This window comes from Buttiauxella sp. AC038 (assembly GCF_979253565.1).
On the sequence record NZ_CEEDCQ010000001.1, the window covers coordinates 82,603 to 96,114 of the forward strand.

Genomic DNA, 13,512 nt, shown 5'->3' on the forward strand with positions numbered 1-13,512 from the left:
GCTTCGACGGGCATCTCTTTTTAATGCACCCGTCGCAAATGGTAATCCACCTGGTATTCGCTGGCATTTCGGAACATCACTGAATAATTCACATAGTCACCGCTGTCGCTGTATGACAGTGATGTGATGCGCAGAATGGGTGTTAGCTCATCGATATTGAGCAATTTTGCCATTTTCTTGTCGGCCAGCACGGGCGTGAGGCTTTCATAGTTACCGCATACGATGATGTGACATTCATCTTCGATATAACTGAATTTAGAACCTTCCAGATGTGCGATGGACAAATTACGGAATAATTTCACCGGCATATAGCTGTCTTCTACCATTAACGGCTTGCCATCTACCGAGCGTACACGGCGCGAGAAATAGATCCGTTCATCAATATTAATGCGTAATTGGCTGGCGATTGCTGGCGGGGCGGGCATCACATTGAACTCCAGCACATTACTCACTACCTCTTTGCCCTGGTTACGCATCACCTCAATAAACCCGGTCAGATTCGTGGTTTCATGGTGAACATCTTTCTTCGCTACATAAGTGCCACTGCCATGGCGGCGTACGACCAACCCCCAGCCCACCAGCAAATCGATGGCTTTACGAATCGTCATGCGTGAAACATTAAACTCGCCTGACAGACGAACTTCAGAAGGTAACGGGCTGCCAATGTTGTAATCAGCAGAATTTAGCCGGATGCGTAACCGATCGGCGATAGATTTGTAGATCACCTGTAGACCTCTTAGCCGCTTCGAATGGGGTTTATAGAACCGTTATTTCATTAATCAACTTCATAATTTAAATGGTTTTTATTTCATATTTTCATGATGAATAAGAAATTAAAAATCATCGTGTCTATTTAACTATCAAAAAGTAGACAACTTACCCCAAATAAAAACTATGAAAGCGATCACGAATCAGTGCGACGGGCAACGATAAGTCATCTGCGTCTCCCTACTCTCAGTCTCAGGCCAGCGTTAAAACCAGCGTTAAAAAATAAGGCCATTTACCCTACAGGTTGTTACGTGAGGATTTAAAAATGCTCAGTCAAATACAACGTTTTGGTGGCGCAATGTTTACCCCGGTTTTGTTGTTTCCGTTCGCCGGGATTGTCGTAGGCATTGCCATTATGTTGCGCAATCCGATGTTCGTCGGCGAAGCGCTAACCGCACCCGATAATTTATTCGCGCAAATTGTTCACATTATTGAAGAGGGTGGCTGGACGGTATTCCGTAACATGCCGCTGATTTTTGCCGTCGGCTTACCGATTGGCCTCGCTAAGCAAGCGCAGGGCCGTGCTTGCTTAGCGGTGCTGGTGAGCTTTATGACCTGGAACTACTTCATTAACGCCATGGGGATGACCTGGGGCCATTACTTCGGTGTCGATTTCAGCGCCGATCCGGTGGCTGGAACCGGGCTAACTATGATTGCCGGGATCAAAACGCTTGATACCAGCATCATCGGCGCGATTGTTATCTCCGGTTTTGTCACGGCTATCCACAACCGCTATTTCGAAAAACAACTCCCCGTCTTTCTTGGCATCTTCCAGGGCAGTTCATTTGTCGTGATTGTCGCCTTCTTTGCCATGATTCCTTGCGCCTGGCTCACCCTTTATGGCTGGCCAAAAGTGCAAATGGGCATTGAGTCTTTGCAGGAATTCTTGCGTAGCGCCGGTTCGCTTGGCGTCTGGGTTTATACCTTCCTGGAACGCATTCTGATTCCAACCGGCCTGCATCACTTCATCTACGGTCCGTTTATCTTTGGCCCGGCGGTAGTTGAAGGCGGTATTCAGGTTTACTGGGCGCAGCATTTACAGGAGTTCAGCCAGAGCACGCTGCCGCTGAAAACCCTGTTCCCGGAAGGCGGGTTTGCACTGCACGGCAACTCTAAGATCTTTGGCTGCCTGGGTATTGCGCTTGCTCTGTACGCCACCTCAGCACCTGAAAATCGCGTGAAAGTCGCCGGATTGCTGATACCAGCAACACTCACTGCGATGCTTGTAGGTATTACCGAGCCACTCGAATTTACCTTCCTGTTTATCTCGCCGGTTTTATTTGCAGTGCATGCATTCCTCGCCGCAACGATGGCGACCGTGATGTACATGTGTGGCGTGGTGGGCAACATGGGGGGCGGGCTTCTCGACCAGTTCCTACCGCAAAACTGGATACCGATGTTCCACAACCACGCATCGATGATGTTTATCCAGATTGGTATTGGCCTCGTCTTCACCGGTATCTACTTCGTGGTGTTCCGCGCCCTCATCTTGCGCTTCAACCTGAAAACACCAGGGCGTGAAGACAGTGAGGTCAAGCTGTACAGCAAGGCGGATTACCAGGCATCGCGCAAGCAAACCATTGCTGCGGCGACCAAAGAGACCAAACAAGGCCAGGCCGCAGGCTTCCTCGAAGCGCTCGGCGGTACCGACAACATTCTTAGCATCAATAACTGTGCGACTCGCTTACGTATCACCCTCGCAGATATAGCTCTGACGCACAGTGACGACATTTTCAAAGCGCTGGGCGCCCACGGTGTGGTGCGACGCGGCAACGGTATTCAGGTGATTGTGGGCCTGCATGTCCCACAAGTCCGAGACCAACTTGAAACTCTGATGAAAGACACTTCTTCGACCGAACTTAAATCCATGACGGAGGCAGTATCATGAAAAAATTCTCTGTAGTAGTAGCCGGTGGCGGCAGCACATTCACTCCTGGTATCGTATTGATGTTACTGGCAAACCAGCATCGCTTCCCGCTGCGTGCCCTGAAGTTTTATGACAATGACGGCGCACGCCAGGAAACGATTGCAGAAGCTTGTAAAGTTATCCTCAAAGAGCAGGCTCCTGAAATCGAGTTCAGCTATACCACCGACCCAAAAGAAGCCTTTACCGATGTGGACTTCGTGATGGCCCATATCCGCGTGGGTAAATACCCGATGCGTGAACAAGATGAGAAAATCCCATTGCGCCATGGCGTTCTGGGCCAGGAAACCTGTGGCCCTGGCGGGATTGCCTACGGTATGCGCTCCATCGGTGGCGTATTAGAGCTGGTTGATTTCATGGAGAAATACTCGCCAAATGCCTGGATGCTTAACTATTCCAACCCGGCAGCGATTGTGGCTGAAGCAACTCGTAAACTGCGCCCGAACGCGAAGATTCTCAACATTTGCGATATGCCAATCGGCATTGAAAGCCGCATGGCGCAAATCGCTGGCTTGAAAGATCGTAAAGAGATGCGCGTACGTTATTACGGCCTTAACCACTTTGGCTGGTGGACCTCAATCGAGGACCAGAATGGCAATGATTTGATGCCTAAAATCCGCGAACATGTGGCTAAATTTGGTTATGTTCCGCCATCAGATGAGCATGGAACCGAAGCCAGCTGGAACGATACATTCTCTAAAGCAAAAGATGTGTGGGCCCTGGACCCGATCACCTTCCCTAATACTTACCTGAAATATTATCTGTTCCCGGATTATGTGGTTGAGCACTCCAACCCGGAACATACCCGCGCCAACGAAGTGATGGAACACCGTGAAAAGCACGTTTTCGGTTCCTGTAATGCCATCATTCAGGCAGGGAAATCATCGGCAGGGGAGCTGGAGATTGACGAACATGCGTCGTACATCGTCGATCTGGCGGCGGCAATTGCCTTTAATACACAAGAACGCATGCTTTTGATTGTGCCAAACAACGGTGCGATTAATAACTTTGACCCGGAAGCAATGGTTGAAATTCCATGTCTGGTTGGGAAAAGCGGGCCGGAGCCGCTGGTTGTCGGCAATATTCCACAGTTCCAGAAAGGGTTGATGAGCCAACAGGTTGCGGTAGAAAAACTGGTGGTTGAAGCCTGGGAAGAACGCTCATACGTGAAGTTATGGCAGGCGATTACGCTGTCGAAAACCGTGCCAAGTGCATCGGTTGCCAAAGCGATTCTTGATGATTTGATTGTAGCGAATAAAGAGTACTGGCCTGAGCTGAAATAGCGGCTAACTGGAGTAAGGGGCTGCCCCTTACTCCAGATTTTTTCGTAGGTCGGATTAGCGTTAGCGACATCCGACAACTTTGCTGTAAACGGATTACTTCGCTTTCGCCAGATACTGCACCATCTCTGCTTCTGGCACCATGCCACCGCCGGTTGCCCAGACGATATGCGTCGCGTTTTGCAGCTGTTCAGCGGTGATACCATGCATCTGCTGGTAAGCCGTATCGGCACTTACGTGCTGTGGACCTGGCATTCCCGCCAGCGCAGAAGGTTCAAGGCGAATATTTTCTTCTTCCGCAAGCCAGCCGAGCAACTGATACATGGTCTGGTCTTCAAGAGTATAGAAACCATCGAGTAACCGTTGCATTGCGCGCCCAACAAACCCGGATGCACGCCCCACCGCCAGGCCATCAGCGGCAGTAACATTATCAATACCCAAATCTTGTACGGATATCTCATCATGCAGGCCGGTATAAACCCCCAGCAGCATACAAGGCGAATGCGTTGGTTCTGCAAAGAAGCAGTGAACGTTATCGCCGAACGCCATTTTCAGACCAAATGCCACACCACCAGGTCCACCGCCCACGCCGCATGGCAGGTAAACAAACAGCGGGTGTTCTTTATCCACAACGCGATCTTGCTGGGCAAACTGGTCTTTCAGACGCTGACCTGCAACCGAATAACCAAGGAATAAGGTGCGGGAGTTTTCGTCGTCGATAAAGAAACAATTCGGGTCGGATTCAGCCGCTTTGCGGCCTTGTTCAACGGCAACGCCGTAATCTTGTTCGTATTCCACAACCGTCACGCCATGGCTGCGCAGTTTGGCTTTTTTCCACGCTCGGGCATCGGCAGACATATGCACGGTGACATTAAAGCCAATGCGCGCGCTCATGATGCCGATGGATAACCCCAGGTTGCCGGTTGAGCCAACCGCGATGCTGTACTGGCTAAAGAAAGCTTTAAATTCAGGTGATAGCAGTCTGGTGTAGTCATCTTCGGTGGTCAGTAAACCGGCTTCGATTGCCAGTTTTTCGGCATGTGTCAGGACTTCATAAATCCCACCACGCGCTTTGATGGAACCTGAAATCGGCAGATGGCTGTCTTTTTTCAGCAGCAATTGGCCGCAGATTTTCTGATCAAACTCTTTTTCCAGGCGCTTTTGCATCGCCGGAATCGCGACCAGTTCGGACTCGATAATACCGTTAGTCGCAGCGGTTTCCGGGAATGCCTGCGCCAGATACGGCGCAAAGCGCGTCAGGCGTGCATGGGCATCCTGCACATCTTCGGCTGTGAGCCCCACGTACGGTAATCCTTCGGCGAGAGTTGTGGTTTCCGGGTTAAACCAACGGGTTTCTTGCAAATCAATCAGATCGCGAACCAGCGGAAATTGTTGAATCAATGTGTTTATTTCAGCGTTTTTCATAAGACAATCTCTTTGCGCTTAGATGATAAAGGAAAGCAGGAACGTCGCGCCCAGTGCTAACAGAGAGGCGATAAAAGTCGCCGTTGTATAATATTTGAATGTTTCGTTAAGCGTTGCGCCGCAATATTGCTTCACCAACCAGAACAGGGAGTCTGTGACGATGGTGCAGCCAATTGCGCCGGAGCCAATAGCAATGGTGATAATTTCCGGGCTGACGTTGGGATAAAGTGGCAGCATCGGTGCCACAATTGCGGTTGCGCCCATCATTGCCACTGTTGCAGAGCCTACAGCCGCATGCAAAATCAGGGCGACCAGCCATGCCAGCAAAATCGGGTGCATGTGCAAATTGGATAACAACACAGCCAGAGAATCTGCCAGGCCGCTGGTTTTCAGAATGGCGTTAAACGCACCGCCCGCACCGATAATCAGCAAAATATTTGCGATTGAACCAAAGCCATTCTCGGTATGGGTTAATAGCTGGCTCATGCCGATATGCTGGCGTAATCCAAGTACGTAATAAGCGACAAACACCGCAATAAACATGGCTGTGATTGGGTTGCCGATAAACTCCAGCAGGGTATATAACGTCCCGCCTTTCGCCATATTCAACTCGGCGAGGGTTTTGACCAGCATCAGTCCAATTGGCAGCAAGATCGTGAACAGTGTCGCGCCCAACGAAGGCAGCGTTTCTTCGTTACGCACTTTCAGGTCGGAAAATTCAGCTGGCACCGCTTTAAACGGCAGACGATTTCCAACGATTTTCAGGAACAGTGGCCCGCCGACTAGTGATGCAGTTAAGCCCACCAGTAAACCATATACAATCACTGTGCCGACATCCGCACCCAGTTTGTTGGTGACAAACATTGCCGCTGGGTGTGGCGGAACCACGCAATGGACTGCCATTAACGCAGTACACAATGGAATAGCCAGTTTCAGCAAAGAGGTGTTGGTCTTTTTGGCGATAGAAAACGCCAGTGGAATCAGCAGCACAACGCCTACTTCCACGAACAGCGTGATACCGCAAATCAAGCCGACCAAAACCATGATCACATCTGCTGATAACCATCGGCAACGTTGTAACGCCAGGCCAATTCGTTCAGCACCGCCTGACACTTCCATCATCTTGCCCAGAATCGTGCCAAGGCCAATGACTGCCGCGAGGAAGCCCAACGTGCTACCAATGCCGTTTTCAATGGCGTTCACCATATCCAGCGGGCTCATACTCATCATGGTGCCGACAAAAAAACTAGCCAGCAACAAAGCGAGGAAAGGGTGAAACTTCAGTTTTACGATGGTAAAGACGATTAAAATTATGCTGCTAAGCAGCGTTCCCACAACCCAAATCTGAGATTCCATACCCACCTCACTCTGCGATTTATCTGCCGCTATTGGATAAAAATTGCTCCTGACTGACAAACGATATAAATGGCATTTCAGATGAGCCAGATTGATGCAAAAGAGTGATTCAGGTCGGAATTAGGGGTGTTTATTTGATTTTGATTCGATTTCTCACATCTTAAAACGACGTTTTCGAGGGCGTATTTTACAATGCCGCCATGATTTATCTTTCAGGAAAGCGCTATGGACCCGATTCGTGAAGTCAGAAACCGCCTGCTTAACGGCTGGCAGCTATCAAAACTCTACACATTTGAAGTCGCGGCCCGGCATCAATCTTTTGCACTGGCAGCGGAGGAGCTTTCGCTAAGTTCGAGCGCGGTCAGCCACCGGATTAATCAACTTGAGCAGGAGTTGGGGATCCAGCTGTTTGTGCGCTCACACCGTAAAGTCGAGTTAACGCATGAAGGAAAGCGGGTTTTCTGGGCGCTGAAATCGTCGCTCGATACGCTCAACCAGGAAATTCTGGATATCAAAAATCAGGAACTGTCTGGCCTGCTGACGATATATTCGCGCCCTTCCATCGCTCAATGTTGGCTGGTGCCGCGGCTCGGGGATTTTACGCGGCGCTACCCTTCGATTTCACTGACCATTCTGACTGGCAATGACAACGTGAATCTGCAACGTGCGGGAGTCGATTTGGCGCTCTATTTTGACGATGCCCCTTCGTCACAGCTAACCCATCATTTTTTGATGGATGAGTCCATTCTGCCGGTGTGCAGCCCGGAATATGCCCAGCGTTTTGAGTTAAAAAATAAACCTGCACATTTGCGCAATTGCACGCTGTTACATGACCGCCAGGCGTGGAGTAATGATTCGGGTACAGATGAATGGCACAGCTGGGCGCAGCACTTTTCCGTCGATTTACCTTCCTCTTCGGGTATCGGGTTTGATCGCTCAGATTTAGCCGTGATTGCTGCGGTAAACCAGGTTGGAGTGGCGATGGGGCGCAAAAGACTGGTGCAAAAACGGTTGGATCGCGGTGAGCTGGTTGCCCCCTTTGGCGAAATGACATTGAAGTGCCATCAGCATTATTACGCCACTACATTGCCTGGGCGGCAATGGCCAAAAATTGAAGCGTTTATTCAGTGGATGCAGTCGGCGGTGTAATTTTGTAGTTGCCGCGCAGCATTAAATTATGTATTTTTATGCAAATAAAGTGCATAAATAATTTAATGGAGCGCGAAATGTTCAGGAAGTTAGTTAAGTCAGTTATTTTGGCCGGATGCATGGTTTCCGCTGTTTGTACTTCTGCTTATGCCGCACAACAGACCTATGTTGTGGGTTCTGGTGGAACGTATCGCCCGTTTGAATTTGAAAACAGCCAGAAACAGTTGGAAGGTTTTGATATCGACATCATCAAAGCCATCGCTAAAGCAGAAGGCTTTGATATCAAACTGGTTAATACACCGTGGGAAGGTATTTTTGCCACGCTGAACTCCGGTGACCGTGACATCATTATTTCTGGCATCACCATCACCGATAAACGCAAAGCGATGGTTGATTTCTCCGCGCCATATTTCCCGGCAGAGCAGTCCATCGTGGTACCTAATGATTCCAAAGTGGATTCCGTTAACGCGCTGAAAGGTAAGAAAGTTGGCGTAGTGAACTCTAGCGCTGGCGATACTGTCGTGTCCGACACGCTGGGCAAAAACAGCACTGACATCAAGCGCTTTGATAATACGCCGCTGATGCTGCAAGAGCTGGCTGAAGACGGTATCGACGCAGCGGTTGGCGATGTGGGTGTGGTGAAGTACTACATCAAATCTCACCCGGAAAAAGCGCTGAAAGCGGTAAAAGACGACAAATTTGAACGCCAGTATTTCGGCATTGCGGTAGCGAAAGATAACCAGGAACTGCTGGGTAAAATCAACGCAGGCCTGAAGAAAATCGTCGCAGACGGGACCTACGCAAAAATCTATTCCACATGGTTTGATAGCAACGTTCCAACCCTCCCCGCTGAATAATTTGCGATACCCGTTAGCATTCGAGTTGCAGCCAACACCCCTGCAGCTTGAAGGATAATGGGTATATGACTTGGGGCCTTTTCGGCCCCAACAAGGACAGGTATGACCGGATTTCGCTGGGAGATAATCTCAGAATACGCGCCGTTATTTATGCAGGGCGCGATCATGACCATCAAGTGCACCATCATCTGCGTTATTTTAGGCACCACCTGGGGCTTGTTGCTTGGGCTAGGCCGCATGGCGCACGCCGAAGATGGTCCGTGGAAACATGTACTGCGTTATGCGGTGCAATGGCCAGTGCGCGTTTACGTCAGTGCGTTCCGTGGCACACCACTGTTTGTGCAAATCATGGTGGTTCATTTCGCGCTGGTGCCGCTTTTTATTAACCCGCGTGATGGCATGTTAGTGACCAGCGGGCTGATGTCGGTCGATTTTGCCCGTGCACTGCGCTCTGAATATGGCGCGTTTCTCTCGTGCGTGGTGGCGATTACGCTCAATGCCGGGGCCTATGTCTCTGAGATTTTCCGTGCGGGTATTCAGTCAATCGACAAAGGCCAGATGGAAGCATCGCGTGCGTTGGGTATGGGCTGGGGTAAAACGATGCGCAAAGTGATTTTGCCGCAGGCGTTCCGCCGGATTCTGCCACCGCTGGGCAATAACGCTATCGCCATTGTGAAAGATTCTTCACTGGCCTCGGCGATTGGCCTTGCAGATTTGGCCTACGCTGCACGTACTGTCTCTGGCGCTTATGCGACTTATTGGGAACCGTACCTGACGATCTCGCTGGTGTATTGGGTGCTGACGTTCATGCTCTCGCTGATGGTGCAACACATGGAAAAGAGGCTCGGCAAAAGTGATTCACGTTAAGGATTTACAGAAAAAATTTGGCAAAACTCATGTGCTGCGCGGCATTTCCTGTGATATCGCGCCGCAGGAAGTGGTATGTGTGATTGGTCCGTCCGGTTCCGGTAAGAGTACCTTTTTACGTTGCCTGAATGCGCTGGAAAAACCAGACGGTGGTGAGGTTATGGTGAACGGTTTTGCCGTGCACGACCCAAAAACTAACCTCAACACGCTGCGCGAAAGTATTGGCATGGTATTCCAGCGTTTTAACCTGTTCCCACATATGACAGTGTTGGAAAACCTGACGATGGCGCCGATGTCGCTTAAAGGTTTATCGAAGGCTGAAGCCGTGTCACGTGCGGAAAAGTTGCTGCAAAAGGTTGGGCTTATAGACAAAATCGACGCCTGGCCGTCAAGCCTTTCCGGCGGGCAGCAGCAGCGTGTAGCGATTGCTCGTGCATTGGCAATGGAGCCGTCGATCATTCTGTTTGATGAGCCGACTTCGGCACTCGACCCCGAGCTGGTGGGTGAAGTGCTGGCAGTCATGAAACAACTGGCGCTGGAAGGAATGACGATGGTTATCGTCACCCACGAAATGGGCTTTGCCCGTGAAGTGGCGGACCGCGTGGTGTTTATTGATCAGGGTGTGATTCAGGAGCAGGGGCCGCCGTCGCAACTGTTTAGCAACCCGACTAACCCACGTACCAAAGAGTTTTTGAGTAAAGTGCTTTAAGTTGGATAGTGTCGGGTAGCGCTACGCTTACCCGACCTACGTTCGCGTTTAATTCTCTCGGATTTAGCGTAAATTACACCGCTTCCCCATGCCGCTGAAACTTATGCGACAGCGGAAGCCAGCAGAACAAAATCATCACGCCCATTGCCGTCATGAGCATTCCGAGGCTGAATTGCCCGGTTTGTGGCAGTAACGCAGAAAACCACGCCATCGCTCCTGAACCAATATTTTGCAGCCCACCAACCAGCGCGCCCGCGGTGCCTGCGAGGAATGGGAACGGCTCCATTGCGCCGCTGGTCGCCAATGGGAATAACATCCCTGCGCCGAAGAAGAACAGCGCGGCTGGTACCAGTAATGTCCAGATGTTCATAATTCCAAGCCAGCCTGGAATCCACATCAAAATGCCGGCAAACAGGCAGCTCAATACGGCTTGCCACATCAATGAAGAGAAGCGCGCATTCTCCCGGCCAGCATACCAGGAGCCAAAGAAGGCTGCTGGGATAGGGAGAATAAACAGAATACTCACCACTACGCCATTGAGCCCAAGAACGCCGCCCATCAACACACCGGAACAGGCTTCAAACACCGCCACGCCTGCAAGGCCACCGACCAGCATCAGCAAATAGCAATTAAACGAGCCGCTGCCTAGTAAGGCTTTATAGCTCGCAACCAGTCGTTGAGGTTTAGCCTGAACCGGGCGAGTTTCAGGTAACCAACGCAACATGCAGAAAGCGACAATGGTGCAAAGCACCAGCAAGAAGCCGTAGCAAGCACGCCAACCCCATACGGAGTCAAGCATCCCGCCGATGACCGGAGCCAATAGCGGGCTGACCAGAATCCCCATATTCAGCAGACTGTTGGCAGAACGGAGCGATGCACCTTCGTAAAGGTCACGCGGCATGGTTCGTGCCATCACACCTGCAACGCCTGTCCCCATTCCCTGCAACGCACTGGCAATCACCAGCGCTGTTAAATTAGTGGTGAACAGAGCCCAAAGTGTGGCGAGGATAAAAATACTCATACCGGTGAGAATGACCGGGCGGCGGCCGATGCGGTCTGATATCGGCCCGTAGACAAGTTGCGACACGCCATAGGTCAGCAAATATGCCGCCATCACTTGCTGAATTGCACCGCTGCGCACGCCGAAATCGTGAGCCATATCGGGAATTGAAGGGATATAAATGGTTTGCGTCATTTGCCCGACAGCAACCAGCAGAATCAACATCATCAGCAGGTGAATATTGGCTAACTTTTTCATTTTCTCAGTTGTTATTTGGGGTTTATATGCCAATTGTCAGTTTATAAAACTGACTGCGCCAAAAAATCGAGAGGAATCTACCACACAAAGACGATGAAACCCTATGGCCTGACACCTTTTGGATGAGAGATAAATTGGCAGTATGTAAAGCCTGAACGGCAATTTATGTTGCCAGCGAAACGGCAACAGAGGTTTATAAAAAGGAGGCGGTTTCCCGCCTCCTTTTGGTGCGACTTGAAGACGATGAATTACTTGAAGTATTTCATGGCGACTTCAAGTAGTTGCAGTAACGCAACCATGAGTTTCAGAAACAAAATAGCCAGTCCCATCAAGCCCATACGCTTTCTCCTGTTAACAGGAGCACTTTCAGCCGGCGAGCCTTTCCGCTGCCTGTAGCCCGCTGAGTTTGTTGAGGTGATCCGATGCGCTCCTCTGAGGTTAAGGCACTGACGGCACCACCCGTTTCAGCCAGGACTTAAATTGCGCGGCGGTTTGCGGCCTCAGAGCACATCACATTCAACACAATCAGTATATCCATTATACTGTATAAATAAACAGTAAAAAGATGAAAATGCGAACAGCTTCGCAAGCCACAGATTTATGCATTGCTCACATTAGCAGCAACTATTTGCACCAGGGTGGGGTTTCGTCGTATATTTTGTGGGTTGATGTGATCTGGTGTGCGAAGCAGTAAAAGCACTAGTAGCAAAAACAAAAAACCTCGCCTCACCAGCGGGGTTTTTTGTTTTTGTAGGTTCTGAAATTGACTTAGTTCTAAAACCCGTGGGGAACGGATTGCCCGAAGCCATCGCCGCTGTCAGTGCTGTTATCCTGCCGTCCTCGTGCTTCCAGCCTGTCTGCACGCATTTTCTCGCTTATTTCTCTGCGCTGCTCCGTGGTTAAGTTTTCACGGCCATAATACTGATCCGGATATTTCGAGCGCATGATTAATGCCTCGTTAGTCTCTGCCGGGTTAATGGTTTTATGCCCGTCATAGCCTGAGGTATCAGTCGATGAACAGCCAATAACGGCGAGTGGGATAAGCACTATCAGAGCAAATTTGTAAGCCATATTTCTTCCTGGATCAGCACAATGGATAGCGTATTCACGCAGCGTATCATGGATAGTTTAGCTCCGACTGCCTGGCGCCACACGATTTGGCGAAATGTTTAAACACACTCTTTCAAACGACTTTCCTCACCGGTTTTCATTTGCGAATTACCCTTAATAAGCTTGCTAATGATTCGTAAACTGAATACTGGAGAGAAAAATGACTAAGCATTGTTTTTCCGCTTTGCTGCTCAGCGCATTGTTGCTGAGTGCTGGTTCTATGGCGACGGCAGCTGAAAATGTTATCAGGCCGGTGCGTGGCATTATCGATGCTGTGAATGGTAATACGCTCATTATCACCACGCGGCAGGGGGAGAAGCTCGATGTCACTCTGACCGATCAAACCAAAGTGAATAGCGTCAGCGAGGCAAAAGTAAGTGATATCAAACCTGATAGTTTTATTGGCACAGCGGCGGTGCAGCAAGCTGATGGAACGCTAAAAGCGTTAGAAGTACATGTATTCGCGCCGAGCTTGCGGGGATCGGGTGAAGGGTTTAACCCTTTTGAATCTGCCGACGGCAATGTAAACACGATGACCAACGGTACGGTCGGAAAACTGGTTAATAGTCATGGCCGTACGATGACGGTGAAGGTTAAAGATCAGGAAAAAACAGTCATTGTTCCGGATGACGCTCCGGTGGTGCTAATTACCCCAGCGGATAAATCACTGTTGAAACCTGGTACTAAAGTCGTATTACACACAGCGAAAGATGATAAAGGTCAGTTAGTTGCTCGCGGGATATCCGCCGGTAAAGATGGCCTGACACCGCCGATGTAAATGCAGAGTTTTTTATCAAACTTCGCCCTGG

The 13,512-nt window shown here is 50.1% G+C and carries 13 protein-coding genes; 7 read left to right on the plus strand and 6 right to left on the minus strand.

What is annotated here, in order from left to right; translation table 11 throughout:
- Positions 1 to 20: 20 nt before the first annotated feature.
- Entirely contained in the window at positions 21 to 725 is a 705-nt protein-coding gene (locus tag AC0IXI_RS00390) for a GntR family transcriptional regulator (protein WP_471681788.1), read from the minus strand.
- Positions 726 to 1,033: 308 nt separating this feature from the next.
- Here AC0IXI_RS00390 and AC0IXI_RS00395 point away from each other — a divergent pair, with 308 nt between their 5' ends.
- Together AC0IXI_RS00395 and AC0IXI_RS00400 are read left to right on the plus strand one after the other, a co-directional pair.
- Positions 1,034 to 2,656, plus strand: coding sequence for an alpha-glucoside-specific PTS transporter subunit IIBC (locus tag AC0IXI_RS00395; RefSeq protein WP_471681789.1), 1,623 nt, complete (start codon positions 1,034 to 1,036; stop codon positions 2,654 to 2,656).
- On the plus strand, positions 2,653 to 3,975 hold the full coding sequence (locus tag AC0IXI_RS00400) for a 6-phospho-alpha-glucosidase (RefSeq protein WP_064514802.1): 1,323 nt from the start codon (positions 2,653 to 2,655) through the stop codon (positions 3,973 to 3,975). The genes AC0IXI_RS00395 and AC0IXI_RS00400 overlap by 4 nt, the downstream gene beginning before the upstream one ends.
- A 93-nt stretch (positions 3,976 to 4,068) precedes the next feature.
- Here the strand turns inward: AC0IXI_RS00400 and dsdA are convergent, their stop codons facing one another.
- Together dsdA and dsdX are read right to left on the minus strand one after the other, a co-directional pair.
- Positions 4,069 to 5,397, minus strand: a complete 1,329-nt coding sequence (gene dsdA / locus AC0IXI_RS00405; RefSeq protein ID WP_471681790.1) for a D-serine ammonia-lyase — start codon at positions 5,395 to 5,397, stop codon at positions 4,069 to 4,071.
- An 18-nt stretch (positions 5,398 to 5,415) separates the two neighbouring features.
- Positions 5,416 to 6,753 carry a D-serine transporter DsdX gene (gene dsdX / locus AC0IXI_RS00410; RefSeq protein WP_064514798.1) on the minus strand — a complete coding sequence of 446 codons (1,338 nt, stop codon included), beginning with the start codon at positions 6,751 to 6,753 and terminating at the stop codon, positions 5,416 to 5,418.
- A gap of 225 nt (positions 6,754 to 6,978) precedes the next feature.
- Here dsdX and dsdC point away from each other — a divergent pair, with 225 nt between their 5' ends.
- The 4 genes from dsdC to AC0IXI_RS00430 all read left to right on the plus strand — a co-directional run bounded on the left by dsdC (position 6,979) and on the right by AC0IXI_RS00430 (position 10,335).
- Positions 6,979 to 7,902, plus strand: coding sequence for a DNA-binding transcriptional regulator DsdC (dsdC, locus tag AC0IXI_RS00415; RefSeq protein WP_064514796.1), 924 nt, complete (start codon positions 6,979 to 6,981; stop codon positions 7,900 to 7,902).
- A gap of 119 nt (positions 7,903 to 8,021) precedes the next feature.
- Complete coding sequence (locus AC0IXI_RS00420; protein WP_422569473.1) at positions 8,022 to 8,759, plus strand: basic amino acid ABC transporter substrate-binding protein; 738 nt, start codon at positions 8,022 to 8,024, stop codon at positions 8,757 to 8,759.
- 102 nt (positions 8,760 to 8,861) lie between these two features.
- On the plus strand, positions 8,862 to 9,626 hold the full coding sequence (locus AC0IXI_RS00425; RefSeq protein WP_064514792.1) for an amino acid ABC transporter permease: 765 nt from the start codon (positions 8,862 to 8,864) through the stop codon (positions 9,624 to 9,626).
- Positions 9,613 to 10,335, plus strand: a complete 723-nt coding sequence (locus AC0IXI_RS00430) for an amino acid ABC transporter ATP-binding protein (protein WP_134185954.1) — start codon at positions 9,613 to 9,615, stop codon at positions 10,333 to 10,335. The genes AC0IXI_RS00425 and AC0IXI_RS00430 overlap by 14 nt, the downstream gene beginning before the upstream one ends.
- Positions 10,336 to 10,408: 73 nt before the next feature.
- Here the strand turns inward: AC0IXI_RS00430 and emrD are convergent, their stop codons facing one another.
- From emrD to AC0IXI_RS00445, 3 genes are all read right to left on the minus strand, one after another.
- Positions 10,409 to 11,593 carry a multidrug efflux MFS transporter EmrD gene (emrD, locus tag AC0IXI_RS00435; RefSeq protein ID WP_064514788.1) on the minus strand — a complete coding sequence of 395 codons (1,185 nt, stop codon included), beginning with the start codon at positions 11,591 to 11,593 and terminating at the stop codon, positions 10,409 to 10,411.
- Positions 11,594 to 11,841: 248 nt separating this feature from the next.
- Positions 11,842 to 11,931 carry a type I toxin-antitoxin system toxin TisB gene (locus AC0IXI_RS00440; protein ID WP_134185952.1) on the minus strand — a complete coding sequence of 30 codons (90 nt, stop codon included), beginning with the start codon at positions 11,929 to 11,931 and terminating at the stop codon, positions 11,842 to 11,844.
- A gap of 436 nt (positions 11,932 to 12,367) precedes the next feature.
- The gene (locus tag AC0IXI_RS00445; protein ID WP_064514786.1) at positions 12,368 to 12,664 is read right to left on the minus strand and encodes a hypothetical protein; all 297 of its coding nucleotides are present in this window, start codon (positions 12,662 to 12,664) and stop codon (positions 12,368 to 12,370) included.
- Between the two features lie 199 nt (positions 12,665 to 12,863).
- On the opposite strand from AC0IXI_RS00445, the gene AC0IXI_RS00450 reads away from it, so the two are divergent.
- Positions 12,864 to 13,481, plus strand: a complete 618-nt coding sequence (locus tag AC0IXI_RS00450; protein ID WP_471681791.1) for a hypothetical protein — start codon at positions 12,864 to 12,866, stop codon at positions 13,479 to 13,481.
- Positions 13,482 to 13,512: the final 31 nt, after the last annotated feature.